This window comes from Nocardia sp. NPDC019395 (assembly GCF_040632335.1).
Lineage (GTDB): Bacteria > Actinomycetota > Actinomycetes > Mycobacteriales > Mycobacteriaceae > Nocardia.
Genome location: NZ_JBEYBT010000001.1, coordinates 409,588 through 429,082, shown reverse-complemented (window position 1 = coordinate 429,082; position 19,495 = coordinate 409,588). Strand labels below are relative to the sequence as shown.

Sequence of the window (19,495 nt, the reverse complement as noted above, 5' to 3'; positions counted from 1 at the left end):
CTCAGGGCTGTCCGCTGAAGTAGGCGACGGCCGAGTCCAGCAGCGGCTGACCACCCGCGGCCGCGAGGCCGATACCGGCGCCGATGATCGCGCCCGGAATCAGGCCGACACCCAGGAAAAGGAAACCGATACCCGCACCGATGGCCGCCCCCACGGCCGCGCCCAGCGAGGCCGCCTGCAGTTCGTTCATGAACCACTGCTGGGCGCCGATGAAATCGGCCCGGCCCGGTGCCCCCGCGACGGGGGTGGCCTGCGGTGTGAGGGTCAGCCGGCTGCTGTCCTTTTCGATGGTGGCGGCGACAGCGACCACGCGATCACCCATGCGCTGGCTGAGCGGAATGCTCGTGAGACGCTCCCCGGCGGCGTTGGTCAGCACTACCGCGTCGTTCGCCGCGTCCAGGCTGAACGTACCCCCGGAGACCGTGGTGACCAGCGATTTACCGGCCTCGGCCAGCGCCAGCGTGTAGTCCACGCCACGATCCTGGCCGGTGACCTCCGTGACCGCGTTCTCCTGCTGCGCGACTGCAGGGGCCGCGGGAGCCGGAGCGGCGGACCCGGTACCGGCGGCGATACCGGTGGCCGCGGCGGCCATGATCGCGGTCGCAGCGAATTTCTTGTATCTCACAGCTGAATCTCCCCGTTGCGCGCGAATCCGTTGACCCACGCTCGGAATGCACAGTGACACTACTACCGCCGCCCGATTCGTCCATCTCGGACAGGGAATCCGCAGCTCCGCAAGGACCTGGCCCGGGCTACGTCTTCCGGACGGCTCCGGGCTGTGACGCCGGGCTCCGCACGACCGACCATTGCGTCACCGGCAACTGCGGGCGCCAGGTGGTGAAGCGCCCCAGCGGTTCCCCGCGATAGACCTGGAATCTGCGCAGGCTGCCCCCGTGCGCGGCAGCCCACGAGATCAGCAGGGCTTCCGATTCCGCCGTGACCGCGTTCGCCACCAGGCGCCCACCATCGGGAAGCCGCGACCAGCACAGATCGAATAATCCCGGTGCCGTGAGTCCGCCACCAAGGAATATCGCGTCAGGTGAACCCGCTGCCGCTCCGGCAGTGATCTCGCCGATTGCCTCACCCCGGACATCGATCTCGGGGACCCCCAGGGCGCTCGCGTTATCGGTGATCTGGTCACGCCGCCGGTCCAGGGTTTCGAAGGTCACCGCGCGGCAGGCGGGATGGGTCCGGCACCATTCGATGGCGATACTGCCCGATCCGCCACCGATATCCCATAGCGTCTCGCCTGGCCCCGGGGCCAGGGCGGCGAGGGTCAGCGCCCGGATCTCGGATTTGGTGAGCTGCCCGTCGCCCCGGTAGACGGCATCCGGGAGTCCGGGCTGCCGGGTCAGGCGGAGACGTCCCGGCTCCTCCGCGACCTCGACAGCCACAATATTGAGTGGATCGCCGGGAGGCTCCCGCCAATCCGCGGCGATGCCGGCGGCGATCCGTTCGGCGGGGCCGCCGAGTTGCTCCAGAACCGTCACCCGTGACGACCCGAACCCGTTGCGCCGCAACAGCTCCACAACTTGTTCAGGAGTGCCAGCATCCGCGCTGAGCACCAGCACACGGCGACCTCCGGCGAGTTCCGGCAGCAGGCGCGGCAGCGGCCGGCCGACCACGCTGACAACGGCGACCTCCGGCAGCGACCATCCGAGCCGAGCGCAGGCCAGCGAGGCCGACGACGGCTGCGGCAGTACCCGCAGCGATTCCGGGCCGAGCAGCCGGGCGAGCGTGGTCCCGATGCCGTAGAACATGGGATCACCGCTGGCGAGCACACCGAGCCGGGAGCCGTCCCGGTCCGCCAGTAGTCGCGGCAGTGCGGGCAACAGTGGCGAAGGCCAGGATTCGCGACGGCCGGTGATCTCGTCCGGTAGCAAGGCCAGCTGCCGGTCCGACCCCAACAGCACCGAGCATTCCCGCAACGCCGCGCGCGAGGTTTCCGCGAGCCCGGGCCAGCCGTCGGCCCCGATACCGATCACGGGGATACGGGGGCCGGTCCAGCGGACCGCGGAGCCGGTACTCATCCCCGCCTCCCGGTCGGCTGCCGGCAATCCGGCCGTGCGGCAGGCCGGTGAGTACGAGCCCACGCGCCACGAGTAGCCGGGGTACTCACAGCGGCATCCGCCGCCAGACAGCCTGGGGAAGCAGACGCATACCGACGAACACCAAGCGCAGGATCCCCGGAATCGCGACCTGCCCCGCCCGGCGGCCGAGTGCGGTGACCACCGCGGCGGCGACCTGGTCGGGGGTGATGGAAAACGGAGCCGGCCGCATTCCCTCTGTCATCCGGCCGACGACGAAACCCGGCCGGGCCAGCAGAAGATGCACGCCGCTGCCGTGTAGGGCATCGGCCAGGCCGCTCGCGAAACCGTCGAGCCCGGCCTTGGCCGAACCGTATACATAGTTGGCGCGGCGCACCCGGACCCCCGCGATCGAACTGAACACCACGAGGTGACCGCTGCCCTGGGTACGGAGCTCGTTCGCCAGCACGGTGAGAACGCTGAGCTGGGCCGTGTAATCGGTATGCACCACCGCCAGCGCGTGGGCGGGATCGGTCTCGGCCAGGGTCTGATCACCCAGCACCCCGAATGCCAGGACCGCGACCCCGATCGGGCCGTAATCGGCGACGATCTTGGCCAGCAGCGCGGGATGGCTCGCGGTATCGTCGGCATCGAACTCCACCGGATGAACCGCCGTGGCACCGGCCGCGGTCAGCGCCGCGGTCTCGGTGTCCAGATCCGTGCCCCCGCGCGCGGCCAGCACCACGGACCGGCCCGGCGCCAGCCGCAGCGCCACCTGCAGGCCGATTTCACTGCGCCCACCCAGCACCAGCACTGTGCCCGGGTCGATTCCTCGTGTACGACGCACAACCATGCGCTCAGTCTGTCATCCGGGGGAATCCGCGGCCCGCACCGGGAGACCTCGAGCCCTGTTCACTCACCCGCTACGGTCCTCTTCATGGCAACGCATACCGTCGAATTGTCTCCCGCGGCCGTGGAGTTTCTCACCGAACGGCATCTGGCCACCCTGACGACCCTGCGGTCGAACGGCACTCCCCATGTGGTGCCGGTGGGGTTCACCTGGGACGGTGACGCGGGGCTGGTCCGTGTGATCACCAGCGGGGGCTCGGTGAAGGCACGCAATATCCGGCGTTCCGGCTACGCCGCGGTCGGCCAGGTCGACGGACGGCGCTGGCTCACTCTGGAAGGTCCCGCGTCGGTCCTGGACGATCCGGAGCAGGTCCGGGAGGCCGAACGTCGCTACGCCGAGCGCTACCGCATCCCGCGGGAGAATCCGGCCCGCGTAGTACTGGCCATCGAGGTGCGGCGAGTGCTGTGCGGTGTGGCACTGCGGAATGCCTGAGGCATCCGGCACCCGCTCGTAACCCGAGCCAGGATGCGCGTATCCAGCAGACCCGTGGCCGAGCCCCCCAACGGCTGCCCCGGGCGCACCCGGGCGCCTGGTCGGCCGTCAGGCGGGCAGCACCGTGAGACCGTGCGGCCGCTGATTCATCGATACACAGCCGTCCTCGGTGACCACCACGATGTCCTCGATCCGGGCACCCCATTCGCCGGGGAAGTAGATCCCCGGTTCGATGCTGAAGGCCATCCCCGGACGCAACTCGAGATCGTTACCGGCGACGATATAGGGCTCCTCGTGCACCGACAGCCCGATCCCGTGGCCGGTGCGGTGCACGAAGGCCGGGCCGAAACCGGCGGCTTCGAGCGGTTCGCGGGCCGCCGCGTCCACGGCCGCGGCCGGGATACCCGGGCGCACCGCGGCGACGGCGGCGGCCTGGGCCCGCTCGAGTTCGGCGCAGCGGGCGGCGATCTCCGGAGCCGGTTCGCCCAGCACATAGGTCCGGGTGGAGTCGGAGTAGTACCCGGGTTCCACCGGGCCACCGATATCGATGACCACCACATCCCCGGCCTCGATCGTCCGATCGGAGAACTCGTGATGCGGAATGGCACCGTTGGGCCCGCTGCCGACGATGACGAAGGCGGCCTCGGTATGCCCCTCGGCCACGATGGCGTCCGTGATGTCCTTGCCGACCTGAGCTTCCGTACGCCCGACCTGCAGGAATTCCCCCATCCGGGCATGGACCCGGTCGATCGCGGCGCCTGCCCGCCGCAGCGCGGCGATCTCGGCGTCGTCCTTGATCATCCGCAGCTCACGCAGCACCGGGGTCGCCGAAACGGGCAGACCGCTGAAGCTCCGCGCGAGCGGCAGCAGATGCAGGGCGGGCATGGCATCGGCGACCGCCACCCGCGAACCGATATGCAGCGCCGACTGCACCAGATCGTAGGGGTCCACACCGTCCACCCAGTCCAGCACCCGCAGGCCGAGTTCGTCCACCGCGGAATCCCGCAGTCCGGCCACTTCCAGTTTCGGCACCACCACCGACGGGGTGGCCTTGTCCGATGTGATCACCAGGCAGGTGAGTCGTTCGAACGACTGGGCGGCGGATCCGATGAGATACCTGAGGTCGGGACCGGGCGTGACGAGCAGCGCGTCCAGATGCGCCTCCCGGATCAACTGAACCGCCCGCTCCAGCCGCCGCTCGTAGACCTCCGCCGCGAACCGTGACTCCGTGTGCGCGCTCATGATCTCGAACTTACCCCGGGTTCAGGGGCGCCACACCGGATCGGTCGGTAGCGCCCGGTAGATTCCGGCGGGTGACTACGACCGATACCGCACCGCGTCCCCTGCTGCTGCTGGACGGGGCGAGTCTGTGGTTCCGGGCTTTCCACGCCATCCCGGACAAGATCACCGCGCCCGACGGCAGATCGGTGAACGCCCTGCGTGGGTTCACCGATATGGTCGCCGCTCTCATCACCCGGCACCGCCCCGCCCGCCTGGTGGTATGCCTCGATCTGGACTGGCGCCCGCAGTTCCGGGTGGATCTGGTGCCGACCTACAAAGCACACCGCCTGGATACCTCCGCGGGCGCCGAAGCGGGCGCCGAGGAAGTGCCGGACCGGCTCACCCCGCAGGTCGAGATGATCCTGGAGGTACTGGCCGCCGCAGGTATCGCCACCGGTGGCGCGGCAGGCCTGGAGGCCGATGACGTCCTGGGCACGCTGGCCTCGACCGAACGTACCGACCCGGTGGTCGTGGTCAGCGGAGACCGGGATCTGCTGCAGCTGGTTCGCGATACCCCCGCGCCGCCGGTGCGGGTGCTCTACGCCGGTCGCGGGCTGGCCAAGGCCGAGCTCTTCGGTCCCGCCGAGCTGGCGGCCAAATACGGTGTGCGGCAGGAGAACGCGGGCCCCGCGTACGCCGATATGGCCACTCTGCGGGGCGATTCGTCCGACGGCCTGCCCGGAGCCGCCGGGATCGGCGAGAAAACCGCAGCCACCTTGATCGATCGATTCGGCTCGCTCGAGGCATTACGTGCCGCCGTCGACGACCCCGGCGCCGATCTCGCCCAGGGCGTGCGGGCCAAACTCCGAGCGGCCGCCGACTATCTGGACGCCGCGGCGCCGGTCGTCCGGGTGGTCCGCGACGCGGACGTAATTCTCTCCCGGCCCGATATCCTGCATCCCATCCCCGCTGACACCGACGCGCTACAGGCACTGGCCCACGCCTACAACGCCGAAAGCCCCGTCAAACGCCTGATCGCCGCCCTCGCGAACTGCGCCTAGGACAGCCACCCGGCCGAGCGGTGACCGAAACCCACCGGCGAAAGCATCCGTCCGGCCGGAAAACAGCGGAACCCGCCGGAGAGCACCTCCCCGGCGGGTTCTCGTTACGTCACGCTCAGCTGGGACGACCCACTTCGTAGGTCCCGTCGTCCTTGGTGATCTTGACATTGACCTTCTTGGCCTCGCCGCCCACCTTCAGATCGCAGGTGAACGTCGCATCCACCTCGACTGTCTGGCCCGCGGGGCACTGGACGTCCTTCACGTCCTCGATGCCGTAGGACTCCCCGAGCACCTTCGCCACCCCGGTCTGCACCGCGGCCTGATCGAGTTCGTCCTTGGCCGTCAACATCAGGACCGCCACCACGATAACGGCCACAACCGCCACACCGAGCAGGGAGAGCCCGACGATCAGGCCCGTCTTCTTCCCGCCCCCACCGGACGGCTGCTGCGCACCCCACTGCTGCTGGCCGGGCTGACCCCACTGCCCCGACTGCGCCTGAGGTTGCTGACCCCACTGCTGCTGATTCGCATCGCCCCACTGCTGCTGCGGTTGCTGCGGCTGGTTCGGATCCCCCCACTGCTGCGGTTGCTGCGGCTGGTTCGGATCCCCCCACTGCTGAGGCTGCTGCGGCTGATTCGGATCCCCCCACTGCTGAGGCGGTGGTTGCTGACCCCACTGCTGCTGAGTCGGGTCACCCCACTGCTGCGGTTGCGGCTGCTGCGGTTGCGGCTGGGGCTGGCTCCACTGCTGCGGCTGCGGCTGCGGTTGTGGCTGAGCGGGCTGCCACTGCTGGCCGCCCTGATCGCCACCCCACTTCTGCGTGGCCTGTGCCTGCTGCGGATCGACCGGGGGTTGCGCGGGCGGCGGACTCCCCCACTGCGGCGCCGCGCCGGGCGGCTGCTGCCCACTCCAGGCCTGGGTGGGATCGTTACGTCCCTCCCCGGGCCCCGGGGCGTCGTTCGGTCCGTACGGCCCACTCATCTGGTTGCCTCCACTCGCATCGTCAAACACACGGTAGCCCCCCGCGTGCGGTTGAAATCAAATCACAATCGATGGTCTCACGCTGCGTCCACCGCAACGACACCACGCCGGATCGCCCGCACGGCCTTGGCCGCGGTGGCCGCGACCTCGGTATCGTCTGCGGTGGAGTGGATCTGGTCCAGCAGATCGATCACCTGGCGGCACCAGCGCACGAAATCCCCGGCCGATAGTGGTGTGCCCTGGTCCCCGCCCGCGAGCATCGCGTCCACGAGGGCGTCACCGCGAGCCCATTTATAGATGCCACCGACGAATCCGAGGTCCGGTTCCCTGGTCGGCGCCAGCCGGTGCTCGGCCTCGTCGGTGCGCAACCGGGACCACTGCGCGATGGTGTCGGCGACAGCGCGGCGAATCGGCGCCGTCGGCCCGGTGGCTCCGAGATAGCCGCCCTCCGAACGCGATTCGTACACCAGAACCGACACCACGGCGGCCAGTTCCGCCGGCCCCAGCCCGCGCCACAGCCCCTGACGCAGGCATTCGGCGACCAGCAGATCGGCTTCGGCGTAGATCCGGGCCAGCCGCCGCCCGTCCGCGGTGACCTCCCCGTCGTGCACGAACCCACGCTCCTCCAGCAGACCGAGGATCCGGTCGAAGGTACGGGCCAGCGAATTCGTGGTCGCCGCGACCTTCTGGCGCATGGCCTCGGTCTCCCGGCGCACCCGGTGATAGCGCTCCCCCACCCGGGCCAGCTGCTCCCGGTCGGGCCGCGAATGGCCGGGGTGGGCGCGCAGGGCCCGCCGCAAGGTCGCCAGTTCCGGATCCTCCGCACCCCGCGCGCGTTTATCGCGCCGCGGGCGGCTGGGGGCGGTGATCCCGGTACTGCGCAGCGCCGAGGCGAGATCACGGCGGGTGCGTGCCGTGCGATGGTCGACCCGGCGCGGTAACCGCATCCGGCCCAGCGGCTCGGCCGGGACGGGGAAATCCGCGACTGATACCCGGCCGGCCCATTTGTCCTCGGTGAGCACCAGCGGGCGCGGATCGCCCGGGGTGGCATCGGGTTCGAGGATCACCGCCAGACCCGCCCGCCGGCCGGCGCCGATCGCGACCACATCACCGCGCCGCAGTTCGGTGAGCGCGGCGACGCCCGCTGTGCGCCGATCGCTGCGCGTCTGCTGGGTGAGTTGCCGTTCCCGCTGTTTGATCCGTTCCCGCAGGTTGAAGTACTCCAGGAATTCACCGTCCGCGCCGCCGAGCTGCGTGGCGAGCTTGTCGAGCTGCCCTTCGTTACGTTCGATACCGCGCACCAGACCCACCACCGAGCGGTCGGCCTGGAACTGCGCGAACGACCGCTCCAGCAGCAGCCGTGCCTCATCGGCACCGAGCCGGTCGATCAAGTTGATCGACATGTTGTAGCCGGGTTTGAACGAGCTGCGCAGCGGATAGGTGCGGGTAGAGGCGAGGCCCGCGACCGCACTGGTGTCGACCTCGGGCTGCCAGAGCACCACAGCGTGCCCCTCGACATCGATACCGCGCCGGCCGGCCCGCCCGGTGAGCTGCGTGTACTCCCCGGGGGTCAGTTCGGCATGCGTTTCCCCGTTGAACTTGACCAGCCGTTCCAGCACGACCGTACGGGCGGGCATATTGATCCCGAGGGCCAGAGTTTCGGTCGCGAATACCGCCCGGACCAGACCTTTGACGAACAGCTCCTCGACCGTGTGCCGGAACGCGGGCAACATCCCGGCGTGATGCGCGGCCAGCCCGCGGTGCAGCGCTTCCCGCCACTCCCAATAGCCGAGCACCTCAAGATCCGCGCGCGGCAATTCCCCGGTGTGCTTATCGATGATCGCGTCGACGATCTCCGGATCGGCGGCGCCGAGGTCGAGCCCGGAGCGCAGGCACTGTGCCAGCGCTCCGTCGCAGCCCGCCCGGCTGAAGATGAAGGTGATGGCCGGCAGCAGCCCTTCCTCGTCGAGCCGGGCAAGTACCTCCGGGCGCGGCAGCGGGCGGAAGAAACGGCGCGGACCGCCGCGGCCGCGCGGACCGCCGCCCCAGCCCTCCATCCGATCGGCCGCCTCGCGCTGTTTGACGTAGCGAACCAGATCGGAATCCACCAGGACCCGCTGATCCGACGATTCGCTGTCGAAGAGATCGAACATCCGGCGGCCCACCATCACGTGCTGCCACAGCGGCACCGGCCGGGTCTCGTCGACCACCACGGCGGTGTTCCCGCGAACGGTTTCCATCCAGGAACCGAATTCCTCGGCGTTCGACACCGTCGCGGACAGGCTGACCAACCGCACATCGGCGGGCAGGTGCAGGATGACCTCCTCCCAGACCGCCCCGCGGAACCGGTCCGCCAGGTAATGCACCTCGTCCATCACCACATACGACAGCGACCGCAACGCGTCCGACGAGGCGTAGATCATATTGCGCAGCACCTCGGTGGTCATCACCACCACATGTGCGTCCGGATTGATCGACTGATCACCGGTGAGCAGTCCGACCCGGTCGCGCCCGTACCGTTCGGTCAGGTCGGCGAACTTCTGGTTCGACAGCGCTTTGATCGGCGTGGTGTAGAAGCATTTGCCGCCGGAGGCCAGCGCCATATGCACCGCGAACTCCCCGACCACGGTCTTCCCCGCCCCGGTGGGCGCGCACACCAGCACCCCGTGGCCCTGTTCGAGGGCGGTACAGGCCTGTCGCTGGAACGGATCCAGCTCGAATGTCAGCTCGGCGGCGAACCGGGACAGTTCGGCGGTCAGCGACGCGTTCGATGTCACGTGTCCGAGACTAATGGAGGATTACGACACCGGTCGCGCCGATAAAACCGCCCGGTCGCCGCCGATCCGCACACCGGGTCACAGCGTGTCCGAATAGTCCGACGCGGAGCGAGCGGAGGTATCGGGCGCGGGAACCGTATCCGACGAGGTGATCGGGGACGCCGGATCGACCCCGGTGGGCGCCCCGATCCGCGATGCCTGTTCGTCGTCGAGGGCACCCAGCTCCTGCTCGGCGCGAACGGCCCGGCGCTTATCGTTGATCCGGGCGAATTGCACCGCGACCTCGAACAGCACGGTCAGCGCCAGCGCCAGCGCCAGCATCGAGAACGGATCCTGCGGGGTCACGATGGCCGCGAAGACGAACAGGCCGAAGATGATGCCGCGCCGCCAGGCCTTCAACCGCTGGTAGGTCAGGATTCCGATCAGGTTGAGTCCGATGATCAACAGCGGCGTTTCGAAGCTGACGCCGAAGATGATCAGCAGCTGAATGATGAAGCTGAAGTACTGGGAACCGCTCAATGCGGTGATCTGCACATTGTCACCAATGCTGAGCAGGAAGCTCAGGGCGTGCGCGATAACCCAGTAGGCCAGCACCGCGCCGACCGCGAACAGGACCGAACCCGAGACCACGAATCCGATCCCGTACTTGCGCTCCTTCGGATACAGACCGGGTGTGATGAACGCCCACAGCTGGTACAGCCAGACCGGGCAGGCCAGCACCACACCGGCCGTCATCCCGACCTTCAACCGCAGCATGAACTGTTCGAACGGTCCCGTGGCCAGCAGTCGGCAGGCACCATCCGGGGACAGTGCGGCGCGCGCCGAATCGGGAAGGTCGCAGTACGGGCCGCGCAGAATCTCGCCGAGGCTCTCGATGCCGAAGAACGACTGCGCGTACCAGAGGAAACCGATGATGGTGGTGACGACAATGGCCGCGAGCGAGATAAGCAGCCGGGTCCGCAGCTCCCGGAGATGGTCGACGAGCGACATCGTGCCGTCGGGATTGGTGCGGCGTTTGCTGCGCCGGGGGTCGAACGGAATTCGCATGGTGTGTGAATGCCCTCGTATCAGCGTGCCTCGCTCCGCTCGGCCTGCGGCACTGCGCCCCGTCCCGGCGGTGACCCGCACAGGAAACGATCAGTGCCCGGTCGGCAGCGCCGGGTGAACAGCCGTCGCAAACCGGGCCCGGGCGCCGCCCGGACCCACGGAGACGGGCCTCAGAGCGTTTTCGACTCGCTCCGGGTCTCGGTGGCCGATGCGTTCGCTTCCCGGCCCGCCGGCAGTTCCGGGGCGGGCTGGGTGGCGGCGGGGCTCGCGGACTTACCGTCGTTGTGCATCTCGCTCACCTCGCTCTTGAAGATCCGCAGCGACCGGCCGAGACTGCGGGCCGCGTCGGGCATCCGCTTCGCGCCGAAGAACACCACGAACACCGCCGCGATGATCAGCCAGTGCCAGATGCTCAGACTGCCCATTGTGGTTACCTCCCAAGACTGTGGTCTTTCCGATGCTACCTGGCGTAATGGCGGTATCGAACGGGAGCGGGTGCACTCACAGCGATATCGCACCCTTTGTCAACCGTTGTTCACCGCCCCGCCGCCTCCGCGGGCCCGGCGGGCGGGATACGCCCGGTCAGGCCGATTCGTCCAGCCCGGCACCCTGATAAGCAGCCAGTGCGGCCTCGGAGCGGTCCCGGACCGCCGCCACCAGCTCCGGTGGCCCCAGGACGGTCACACCGGACCCGAATCCGAGCACCAGCCGCGCCATCCAATCCAGGGTCGCGAACCGCATCGTCGCCTCGAGGCTGCCGTCGGGGTGGACCGCCATCCGATGCATCGGGTACTGGTCCAGCACCCAGGCGTAATCCGCGGCGATCAGCAGCCGGGCCAGCGGTACCGCGGGGTCGTCCTGGAACAGGTCCAGACCCGCGTCGGTATCGCGGGCCTCATGCGGCGGCCGGGCCGGTTCGGCGAGCTCCGCCGCCGATTCGATCCGGTCGAACCGGAACAACCGCACCCCCTCCGCCTCCCGGCACCACGCCTGGAGATAACTGTTGTCGTCCACCGCCACGATACGAATCGGATCGACCACCCGCGTCGACACCACATCGCGGCTGGCCGAGTAATACTCCAGCTGGAGCGCCCGGGAAGCCGCCACAGCGGAACGGACGGCGGTGACAGCGGGAGCCTCGACCGGCGGGCCGGGCGACGGGGCGGGCGGTACCGCACCCGAGATCGCTGACTCCAGCTTGGCGATGGCGGCATGCGCGGCGGTCGGGTCCACCATGCCCGGCAGATCCACGATCGACCGCAACGCCACCAGCACCGCGGTCGCCTCGATCGAGGTCAACCGGAGCGGACGTTCGATACCGGCGGTGAAGGTCACCTGGACGCTCTCCTCCGAGAACGACAGGTCGATCAGATCACCGGGCCCGTAACCGGGCAGACCACACATCCACAACTGGTTGAGGTCGGCCATCAGCTGTTTCGTCGTGACACCGAGATCCGCGGCGGCCTCGGCGGCACTGATCCCGGGATTGGCCACGAAATACGGCACCATATTCAAAAGGCGCGACAGTCGCGCCGACAGCCTGGTACTCACAGCGGTACCTCGGTCCGGTCGAAAACGGAACGCAGCCGCGCCACCACATCGGCCCGTAATTCCGCCGGTTCGAGCACCAGCGCATCGGGCCCCAAGCCGGTGATCAGGCGGGCCACCCAATTCTGGGACCGGATCGGCACCTCCAGCACACTGCCCGGCCGCCCGCCGAAGCTACGAGAACCGACCACATCACCGATCCGTCGCAGATCCCGGCCGCGGCCCTGCGCCACCCAGATCGTGGCCGATCCGGTGACCGGCGCACTTCCGGTGACCTGGGCGACGATCTCCCGCAGATCCGTACCCGCCGGCGCGCGCACGGCATTATGCGGACCGTACGGCGTGATCTCCTCACCGATCCGGGACAGCCGGAAGGTCCGCACGGCATCGCGGTCACGATCGTGCCCGACCAGATACCAGCGGCCGCGCAAGGTAACCACACCCCACGGCTCCACATCGCGCATCAGATACGGTGAATTACTGGCCCCGCGATGTTCGAACCGCACAGCCTGACCGGCATCGATAGCCGCGAGCAATTTACCCAGCACCGGCTCCGACCCGCGGGTCCGCGCCGGCACCGCGGGAATGGCGGCGAACGCGGTATCGGTCTCCACATGAATACCGGCGGCCCGCAACTTCAGCAGCGCACCGGCAGCGGCCGACGCGAGCTCAGGAGACTCCCACATCTGCAGGGCGACCGCGACTGCCGCCGACTCCTCGCTGGTCAAATCGATATCGGGTAGCTCATAGGCGTCCCTGTTGATGCGGTAGCCCTCAACGGTGGAAAACCTGCCCGAAGCGCCCACCTCCAGCGGAATGCCCAGATCGCGGAGCTCGTTCTTGTCCCGCTCGAACATCCGGCTGAACGCTTCGTCGCTGGCACAATCCTCGTACCCCGCGACGCTCTCCCGGATCCGCTCCGCAGTCAGGAACTGCCGGGTCGACAGTAGCGCGATGACCAGATTCATCAGGCGCTCGACCTTGGATATCGCCACCCGACACAGCGTAATGCAGTGTTGGATTGCGGCGCCTCCGGCGCCGCCGGGTTCGGGGCCCCCTTGGTCTCGTTCTTCACTCCCGCCGGTCGGTCGCTGCGCTCCCTTCCTCTGGTCGCTCCAGAACGAGACGGGCCCCGAACCACCAACGCTGACCGGCCGCATGCGGGAAACGGGGGCGGGGGTGGATGTGGACAGACTGGCGGTAGGTGAATCAAACGCGCCCAAGGGCGACGGCGAGGTCAGCGATAGTGCCGAGTCCGGGCGGGGTCGGGGGGCAGGGGCAGGAGCAGGGGCAGGAGCAGGGGCAGGGGCAGGGGCAGGGAGAGCGTGATCGTGGATCTTGCGGGAGACCACGAGGAGCGGGCCCCTTCGAGGGCGGGCCGGGTCAGGTGTCGATCCGGAGCGCGTAGCGCACGGCGGGGCGGCCGGCGCCACCGGCGACCGTTCCCACGGGCTGTGCCAGTCCGGATCGTTCGAGTTGTTTCAGTGTCCGGCGCGCGGAGCGGGGCTCGATTCCGAGGGCGGCGGCGATATCACCGGCGGTGACCTCGCCGTCCGGCCGGGCGGCGACGGCCGCCTCGAGTTTGAGCAGGGTCGCCCGGGACAGGCCTGCCCGGCGGGCCGCGATGTGCAGGCTCAACGGCTCCTCTGTCCGGTTCGGGTCCGGGCTGGTTTCGGTGATGACGAAATCTCGTCCCGCGCCGACCGAGACGATGGCGGTGAAAGGCCCCGCGGTTCGACAGCGTTCGACAGCACGGCGGGCCAGCGATTCGGCGTCGGCGGCGGACCGGCCGACACCGAATCCGATCCGTACCCATACGTGTCGTTCCGCCAGCTGCTCGAGCAGCGGCATCACGCTCCAATCGCACGTGTGTTGCGCGAGCACGCCCCGAGTACTGACCAGGACATAGCTCGAGGGGCCGGTGGGGAACAGGCTGCCGGCGAGGGCGCGGATATCATCGGCGAGCCGGTCGTCGGGTGCGGGCAACTCGATCATGCCCAGCGCGACCTGCGCGTCCGAGGAGATACGTCCGGCCAGCTCCATGGTCACGGTATCGAGCGCAGTGCGGACCGACGCTATGGCGGGGGCGAGCCGGATCGCGTATCCGTCCTCCCGGATCAGGTCGTACACCGACCGGACGCAGGTGATCGCGACCGAACCGGGACGATTGCGCGAGTGTTCCCGGTGGAATTCCACAAGGTGCCGGGTATCGATCCCGCTGCGGTACTCCATGGTCGCCACGTCGCCTGTCGATATTCCGACGTGGGAAAGACTTTCGACCACGAGGGGCCGGGCCAGCGTATCGATGGATATCCGGGCCGGATCGTGTCCGGCCGACATCAGCTCCACGAGTGCGCCGTACAGCGTGGCGCCGGTGTAGTCGATATAGGCCGCGGGCTTGGTGACCACCCCCGCGGTATGGGCCAGCGTGTACGGGATGACGCCGGTGAACAGCAGCGCGTCGATATCCGGGCGCGCCGCTACCACCTCCGCTGCCTGCGCCTCGTTGCGGTAGCTCAGCGGTACGACGAGATGATCGGTGAACTCCAGGGCGGCAACACGTTTGACCAGCGAGACCAGATCCGTCGGTCCGACCACGCCGATCCGGTAGGTGTGTTCAGCATTCGACGACATTGACGGCGAGACCCCCCATCGATGTTTCCTTGTACTCGGCCCGCATATCCGCTCCTGTGTCGCGCATTGTCTTGATCACAGTGTCCAGGCTGACCCGATGATTCCCGTCACCGGCCAAGGCAATTCGTGCCGCATTGATCGCATGTACAGCCGCGACCGCGTTGCGTTCGATGCACGGAATCTGTACGAAACCGCCGACCGGATCACAGGTGAGCCCGAGATTGTGCTCCATGGCGATCTCGGCGGCGTTCTCGACCTGCCCGGTGCTCCCGCCCAGAACTTCGCACAGCGCGCCGGCGGCCATAGAGCACGCGGAACCGACTTCGCCCTGACAGCCGACCTCGGCACCGGAAATGGAGGCGTTGCCTTTGTAGAGCGCGCCGATCGCGGCAGCCGTGAGCAGGAAACGCCGGATTCCGTCGGCGTCCGCGCCCGGAACGAAGCGTTCGTAATAGTGGAGGACCGCGGGAATTATCCCCGCCGCCCCATTCGTCGGGGCAGTGACCACCCTGCCCCCGGCGGCGTTCTCCTCGTTCACTGCCATGGCGAAAGCGTTCACCCAGTCCAGTTGGTGTAGCGGATCGAGCGGTTCCCCCGCGGCCATGAGCCGGCGGTACAGGCCCGGGGCCCGGCGGCGGACGGCCAAGGCGCCGGGCAGCGCCCCGTCGGTACGCAGGCCCGCGGTGACGCAGTCGCGCATCGCTGTCCAGATCCGGTCGAGCCCCGCGGCGATATCGGCGCCCGGACGCAGCGCGTTTTCGTTGGCCAGTGCGATCTCGCTGACGTGCAGGCCCGTGCGGGCGGCGCGGCCGAAGAGTTCGTCGCCGGTCCGGAACGGGTGGGGTATGGAGGTGCCGGCGGCGGCCTCGGACAACCTTCCGGCCTCGGTGACGAATCCGCCACCGATCGAATAGTAGGTCCGTTCGACGGGTGGGCCGTCGGCGAATTCAGCCGTCAGCACCATCGCGTTGGGATGGCCGGGCAACCGGGTGGCACCATCGAGTACGAGGTCGGCCGGAGTGAACGGGATGGGATACCGGCCCGCCAGGTCGAGAGTCCCGGTTCCGGCAGCCGCGGAATACCACCGGGCGGGCTGCCCGGTATCGACAGTTTCGGGGTCGGCGCCGTACAGGCCGGCGATCACCGCCACGTCGGAACCGTGTCCGCGGCCGGTGGCGCCGAGTGATCCGCACAGCAGGGCACGCACCCGGCGTACCTGCGGCAGCCGCCCAGCGCTTTCCAGTTCGGCGAGGAACATACGTGCCGCGCGCATGGGTCCCACCGTATGAGAACTCGACGGGCCGATGCCGATCGAGAAGAGGTCGAACACGCTCACGGTCACGGTCCGGGGATTCCTTCCTGTTGCGCTTTTCGGGAAGCTCGCCCATTATTACGGTCCTGACCGAAATAGTCCACTGGAAGAAAGGCCGGTTGATGTTCGCGGATGAGGAGGAGCTCGAACGAGAGCTCAGCCGGCCGAGCCCAGAGCTCGTCGCCGAGGCAGCCGAATGGCAGGATGACCTGGTTATCCTGGGTGCCGGCGGAAAAATCGGGTCCGGTGTGGCGACGATGGCCCGCCGCGCACTGGACGAAGCCGACCGCAGAGATCTGCGGGTACTGGCTGTCTCGCGGTGGACGGATGAGGTCGCTCGAGAACGCCTCGAGACTAGCGGAGTAGATACGGTCACGACCGATTTATCGGATCCGGCGGCCGTTGACGAACTGCCGGACGCGGGCAACGTGGTCTTCCTGGTCGGCGCGAAGTTCGGCACGTCCACCAACTCCGACGAGGCCTGGATGACGAATACGGTGCTGCCCGCTTATGTCGCCCGGCGCTACGCGCGAGCCCGGATCTCGGCACTGTCCACCGGTAACGTCTACCCGCTGACCTCGCCGATGACCGGCGGGCCGGTGGAGACCGACGAGACCGGCCCGGTCGGGGAGTACGCGATCACCTGCCGGGGTCGCGAACAGGTCTTCACCCATGGGGCGCGGACCCGCGGCACGCGGGTCGCGCTCGTCCGGCTCAACTACGCGTGCGAACCGCGCTACGGCGTCGTCGCCGATATCGCCCGCCGGGTACACGCCGAAGAACCCGTCGATCTGTCGATCGGTGTCGTGAATGTCGTCTGGCAGCGCTACACCAACGAGGTCGTCCTGCGCGTGCTCGGACAGGCCGACACCAACCCGTTCCTGCTCAATCTCACCGGCCCGGAGATCGCCTCGGTACGCGCCATCGCCACCGAACTCGGTGAAAAGCTCGGCGTGGCACCGCGGTTCGTGGGCACAGAGGGCGCGACCAGCCTGCTCAACAACGCCTCGAAATGCCACCGTCTCTTCGGCTATCCGGACCGCACCCTGGGACAGCTGATCCAGATGCAGGCCGACTGGATCGGCGCCGGCGGCCCCCTGTGGAACAAACCCACCAAATTCGAGCGCCGCGACGGGAACTTCTGATGACGCAGCTCCTGCCGGACGCCGAATACACGTTGTTGCACCAGGGCACGGTCGTCCCGGCTCACCCCCTCGCGCTCGATCACACGCGCGCCCTCGACGAGCGGCGCCAGCGCGCGCTCACCCGCTACTACGTCGACGCCGGCGCGGGCGGCCTCGCGGTTGGTGTGCACACCACCCAATTCGAGATCCGCCGGCCCGAGGTCGGCCTGCTACGGCCCGTTCTCGAACTCGCCGCCGAGGAACTCGACGCGCGCGCCGATCGTCGACCGTTCCTCCGGATCGCCGGCGTCGCCGGGCCCACCGGACAGGCGGTTGCCGAGGCGGAACTGGCCCGCGAACTCGGCTACCACGCTGTGCTGGTCTCACCCGGCGGCCTGGCCGACCGCGATCTCGACTACCTGCTCGAACGCAGTGCCGCCGTTGGGGAAGTGCTCCCTGTAATCGGTTTCTACCTGCAGGAAGCCGTCGGCGGACGCTATCTGCCGCGGGATTTCTGGCGCCGGTTGGCCGACCAGGAATCCACCGTCGCGGTCAAGGCGGCGCCGTTCGACCGCTATCGAACACTCGAGCTGGTCCAGGGCATCGTCGACTCCGGGCGCGGCGGCGAGGTCGCGCTCTACACCGGCAACGACGACAACATCGTCGGTGATCTCCTCGCCCGGTACGATCTGTGCGGTCCGTCCGGGCCGGTGACCCGCCGGTTCGTCGGCGGTCTGCTCGGGCACTGGGCGGTCTGGACCCGGGCCGCGGTGCGGCTGCACGAACTCGTCCGCCGCGCGTGGGCAGGCGACGAGAACGCACGCGACCGGGCACTGTCGATGGCCGCGGGTGTCACGGACGCCAATGCCGCGGTATTCGATGTACGCAACAACTTCGCCGGAGTCATCGCCGGAGTACACGAGGTATTGCGCCGCCAGGGACTTCTCGAAGGAACCTGGTGTCTCGATCCGGCCGAAGATCTGTCGGACGGCCAATCCGCGGAACTGACCAGAATCCTCGACGCGTACGAGTGGCTGCGCGCGGAGGACGGCTTTGTCACCGCAGGACTCGAAGGATGGATGTCATGAGCTCGACCACTGTCGACGCGCGCACCGCGCCGCCCGACGAGGCGAAGGCCGCCCGCGCGAAAAAAGCGGTCTTCGGGGCCTGGCTGGGGTTCTACGTCGACCTGTTCGATATCTATCTGCCGGTTATCGTGCTCGCCCCGGCCTCGGTGTACTTCCAGGCCACCGGCGCTTCGGCGGGCACGATCGCGCTGATCAACGGCTCAGTATTCGCCGCGACCCTCGTCGGCCGGCCCCTGGGCGCGATGCTGTTCGGGCATCTCGCGGATAAGTTCGGGCGCCGGCGGATCACCGTGGTCTCGGTGACCGGATTCGGTGTGACCACCATGGCGATCGGGCTGCTGCCCGGTTATCAGCAGATCGGCATTCTGGCCGTGGTCCTGCTGATCGCACTGCGGTTCATCGACGGTGTATTCCTCGGCGGCGAGTACACCTCCGCGACGCCGACCGCGCTCGAGCAGAGCGCGAAAGAACGCCGCGGCCTCAATGGCGCGATCATCTCGACCGGCTTCCCGCTGGCATACTGTTCGATCGCGCTGATCACGCTCGGCCTGCTCCAGGTGATGCCCGCCCAGGGCATCGACTCCGCCTATGTCCAATGGGGCTGGCGGATCCCGTTCTTCCTGGGCGCGGCGCTCTCGGTCGGCTTCGCGATCTGGTATTCGCGCAATGTCGAGGACAGCGAGGAGTGGCAGCAGTCGGAGAAGGTGAAGACCCCGCTGCTCGAATTGTTCAAGGGCCGGTCCGGACGCGATTTCCTGCAGGTTTTCGTGCTCACGACGGGTCTGTGGTTCACCAGCTACATGCTCACCACCGTGCTACCCGGCCTGATGAAGAGCGAAGCGGAACTGAGCCCGAACTCCACCACGCTGGCCCTGGTGATCGCGAACGCCATTGTGGTCGCGGTCTACATGGGTAGCGGTCTGCTGTCGCAGCGCATCGGCCGCCGGCCGCTGCTCATCGCCGGCGGACTGCTGTGTATGTTCGTCGCGCCGATCCCGTACACACTGATCGCCTCCGGGAACGTGCGGTCCTTCGGTTCGGTCCTGCTACTGCTCATCTCGGTCACGGTGCTGATCAGCGTGCCGTGGGGGTGTCTGACGACATACTTGACCGAGCGGTTCACCCTCGGTGTTCGCGCCTCGGGTTACGGACTCGGCTACTCGCTCGGCATGGTGATCCCCGCGTTCTACGCCTATATCCAGAGCGGGCTGTCGACGTTCATGCCGCTGCCGTACACGGCCGTGGTGCTGCTGTGCGTCGGTGGACTACTCACCGTGGTGGGCGCGGTACTCAGCCCGGAGACGCGTGACGTCGATATGAAGTGAAGGAGAA

General features: G+C 68.3%; 17 protein-coding genes. 5 read left to right on the top strand and 12 right to left on the bottom strand.

From position 1 onward, the window contains the following. Position 1: 1 nt before the first annotated feature. From ABZ827_RS01970 to ABZ827_RS01960, 3 genes are all read right to left on the bottom strand, one after another. Positions 2-625, bottom strand: coding sequence for a hypothetical protein (locus tag ABZ827_RS01970; RefSeq protein WP_357231452.1), 624 nt, complete (start codon positions 623-625; stop codon positions 2-4). Between the two features lie 127 nt (positions 626-752). After that, the gene (gene cbiE / locus ABZ827_RS01965) at positions 753-2,030 is read right to left on the bottom strand and encodes a precorrin-6y C5,15-methyltransferase (decarboxylating) subunit CbiE (protein ID WP_357231449.1); all 1,278 of its coding nucleotides are present in this window, start codon (positions 2,028-2,030) and stop codon (positions 753-755) included. An 85-nt stretch (positions 2,031-2,115) separates the two neighbouring features. After that, complete coding sequence (locus ABZ827_RS01960) at positions 2,116-2,880, bottom strand: SDR family NAD(P)-dependent oxidoreductase (RefSeq protein ID WP_357231446.1); 765 nt, start codon at positions 2,878-2,880, stop codon at positions 2,116-2,118. Between the two features lie 84 nt (positions 2,881-2,964). Between ABZ827_RS01960 and ABZ827_RS01955 the strand changes: the two genes are divergently transcribed. Continuing rightward, positions 2,965-3,369: a PPOX class F420-dependent oxidoreductase gene (locus ABZ827_RS01955; RefSeq protein ID WP_357231443.1), complete on the top strand. Its 405-nt coding sequence runs from the start codon at positions 2,965-2,967 to the stop codon at positions 3,367-3,369. A 108-nt stretch (positions 3,370-3,477) separates the two neighbouring features. On the opposite strand, the gene ABZ827_RS01950 is transcribed toward ABZ827_RS01955, so the two are convergent. Further along, positions 3,478-4,611 carry a Xaa-Pro peptidase family protein gene (locus ABZ827_RS01950; protein ID WP_357231440.1) on the bottom strand — a complete coding sequence of 378 codons (1,134 nt, stop codon included), beginning with the start codon at positions 4,609-4,611 and terminating at the stop codon, positions 3,478-3,480. A gap of 71 nt (positions 4,612-4,682) precedes the next feature. On the opposite strand from ABZ827_RS01950, the gene ABZ827_RS01945 reads away from it, so the two are divergent. Further along, a complete protein-coding gene (locus ABZ827_RS01945) occupies positions 4,683-5,651 on the top strand; it encodes a 5'-3' exonuclease (RefSeq protein WP_357231437.1) in 969 nt (322 codons plus the stop codon). Between the two features lie 115 nt (positions 5,652-5,766). Here the strand turns inward: ABZ827_RS01945 and ABZ827_RS01940 are convergent, their stop codons facing one another. The 8 genes from ABZ827_RS01940 to ABZ827_RS01905 all read right to left on the bottom strand — a co-directional run bounded on the left by ABZ827_RS01940 (position 5,767) and on the right by ABZ827_RS01905 (position 15,981). Continuing rightward, complete coding sequence (locus tag ABZ827_RS01940; RefSeq protein WP_357231434.1) at positions 5,767-6,633, bottom strand: DUF4333 domain-containing protein; 867 nt, start codon at positions 6,631-6,633, stop codon at positions 5,767-5,769. A 77-nt stretch (positions 6,634-6,710) separates the two neighbouring features. Continuing rightward, the gene (locus ABZ827_RS01935) at positions 6,711-9,410 is read right to left on the bottom strand and encodes an RNA helicase (RefSeq protein ID WP_357231431.1); all 2,700 of its coding nucleotides are present in this window, start codon (positions 9,408-9,410) and stop codon (positions 6,711-6,713) included. A 78-nt stretch (positions 9,411-9,488) separates the two neighbouring features. Further along, complete coding sequence (gene tatC, locus ABZ827_RS01930; RefSeq protein WP_357231428.1) at positions 9,489-10,457, bottom strand: twin-arginine translocase subunit TatC; 969 nt, start codon at positions 10,455-10,457, stop codon at positions 9,489-9,491. Between the two features lie 170 nt (positions 10,458-10,627). Then, complete coding sequence (gene tatA / locus ABZ827_RS01925) at positions 10,628-10,882, bottom strand: Sec-independent protein translocase subunit TatA (protein ID WP_357231425.1); 255 nt, start codon at positions 10,880-10,882, stop codon at positions 10,628-10,630. A 157-nt stretch (positions 10,883-11,039) separates the two neighbouring features. Further along, entirely contained in the window at positions 11,040-12,008 is a 969-nt protein-coding gene (locus tag ABZ827_RS01920; protein ID WP_357231422.1) for a YafY family protein, read from the bottom strand. Continuing rightward, a complete protein-coding gene (locus tag ABZ827_RS01915) occupies positions 12,005-13,000 on the bottom strand; it encodes a YafY family protein (protein WP_357231419.1) in 996 nt (331 codons plus the stop codon). The genes ABZ827_RS01920 and ABZ827_RS01915 overlap by 4 nt, the downstream gene beginning before the upstream one ends. Before the next feature lie 388 nt (positions 13,001-13,388). Then, complete coding sequence (locus tag ABZ827_RS01910) at positions 13,389-14,639, bottom strand: hypothetical protein (protein WP_357231416.1); 1,251 nt, start codon at positions 14,637-14,639, stop codon at positions 13,389-13,391. Next, positions 14,623-15,981: an L-serine ammonia-lyase gene (locus ABZ827_RS01905; protein WP_357231413.1), complete on the bottom strand. Its 1,359-nt coding sequence runs from the start codon at positions 15,979-15,981 to the stop codon at positions 14,623-14,625. The genes ABZ827_RS01910 and ABZ827_RS01905 overlap by 17 nt, the downstream gene beginning before the upstream one ends. Before the next feature lie 92 nt (positions 15,982-16,073). On the opposite strand from ABZ827_RS01905, the gene ABZ827_RS01900 reads away from it, so the two are divergent. The 3 genes from ABZ827_RS01900 to ABZ827_RS01890 are packed head-to-tail and all read left to right on the top strand — an operon-like array spanning position 16,074 to position 19,488. Then, entirely contained in the window at positions 16,074-17,096 is a 1,023-nt protein-coding gene (locus ABZ827_RS01900) for a hypothetical protein (protein ID WP_357231411.1), read from the top strand. Further along, positions 17,096-18,163, top strand: coding sequence for a hypothetical protein (locus tag ABZ827_RS01895; RefSeq protein WP_357231408.1), 1,068 nt, complete (start codon positions 17,096-17,098; stop codon positions 18,161-18,163). Before ABZ827_RS01900 ends, ABZ827_RS01895 begins: the two co-directional genes overlap by 1 nt. After that, complete coding sequence (locus ABZ827_RS01890) at positions 18,160-19,488, top strand: MFS transporter (protein ID WP_357231405.1); 1,329 nt, start codon at positions 18,160-18,162, stop codon at positions 19,486-19,488. The genes ABZ827_RS01895 and ABZ827_RS01890 overlap by 4 nt, the downstream gene beginning before the upstream one ends. Positions 19,489-19,495: the final 7 nt, after the last annotated feature.

What these genes read in the sequence shown, in the direction of transcription:
- ABZ827_RS01890 (WP_357231405.1), top strand. Translation starts at nt 18,160, where the DNA reads ATGAGCTCGACCACTGTCGACGCGCGCACCGCGCCGCCCGACGAGGCG.
- ABZ827_RS01910 (WP_357231416.1), bottom strand. Translation starts at nt 14,639, where the DNA reads ATGTCGTCGAATGCTGAACACACCTACCGGATCGGCGTGGTCGGACCG.
- ABZ827_RS01940 (WP_357231434.1), bottom strand. Translation starts at nt 6,633, where the DNA reads ATGAGTGGGCCGTACGGACCGAACGACGCCCCGGGGCCCGGGGAGGGA.
- ABZ827_RS01955 (WP_357231443.1), top strand. Translation starts at nt 2,965, where the DNA reads ATGGCAACGCATACCGTCGAATTGTCTCCCGCGGCCGTGGAGTTTCTC.
- ABZ827_RS01900 (WP_357231411.1), top strand. Translation starts at nt 16,074, where the DNA reads ATGTTCGCGGATGAGGAGGAGCTCGAACGAGAGCTCAGCCGGCCGAGC.
- tatC (WP_357231428.1), bottom strand. Translation starts at nt 10,457, where the DNA reads ATGCGAATTCCGTTCGACCCCCGGCGCAGCAAACGCCGCACCAATCCC.
- cbiE (WP_357231449.1), bottom strand. Translation starts at nt 2,030, where the DNA reads ATGAGTACCGGCTCCGCGGTCCGCTGGACCGGCCCCCGTATCCCCGTG.
- ABZ827_RS01960 (WP_357231446.1), bottom strand. Translation starts at nt 2,880, where the DNA reads ATGGTTGTGCGTCGTACACGAGGAATCGACCCGGGCACAGTGCTGGTG.
- ABZ827_RS01950 (WP_357231440.1), bottom strand. Translation starts at nt 4,611, where the DNA reads ATGAGCGCGCACACGGAGTCACGGTTCGCGGCGGAGGTCTACGAGCGG.
- tatA (WP_357231425.1), bottom strand. Translation starts at nt 10,882, where the DNA reads ATGGGCAGTCTGAGCATCTGGCACTGGCTGATCATCGCGGCGGTGTTC.
- ABZ827_RS01895 (WP_357231408.1), top strand. Translation starts at nt 17,096, where the DNA reads ATGACGCAGCTCCTGCCGGACGCCGAATACACGTTGTTGCACCAGGGC.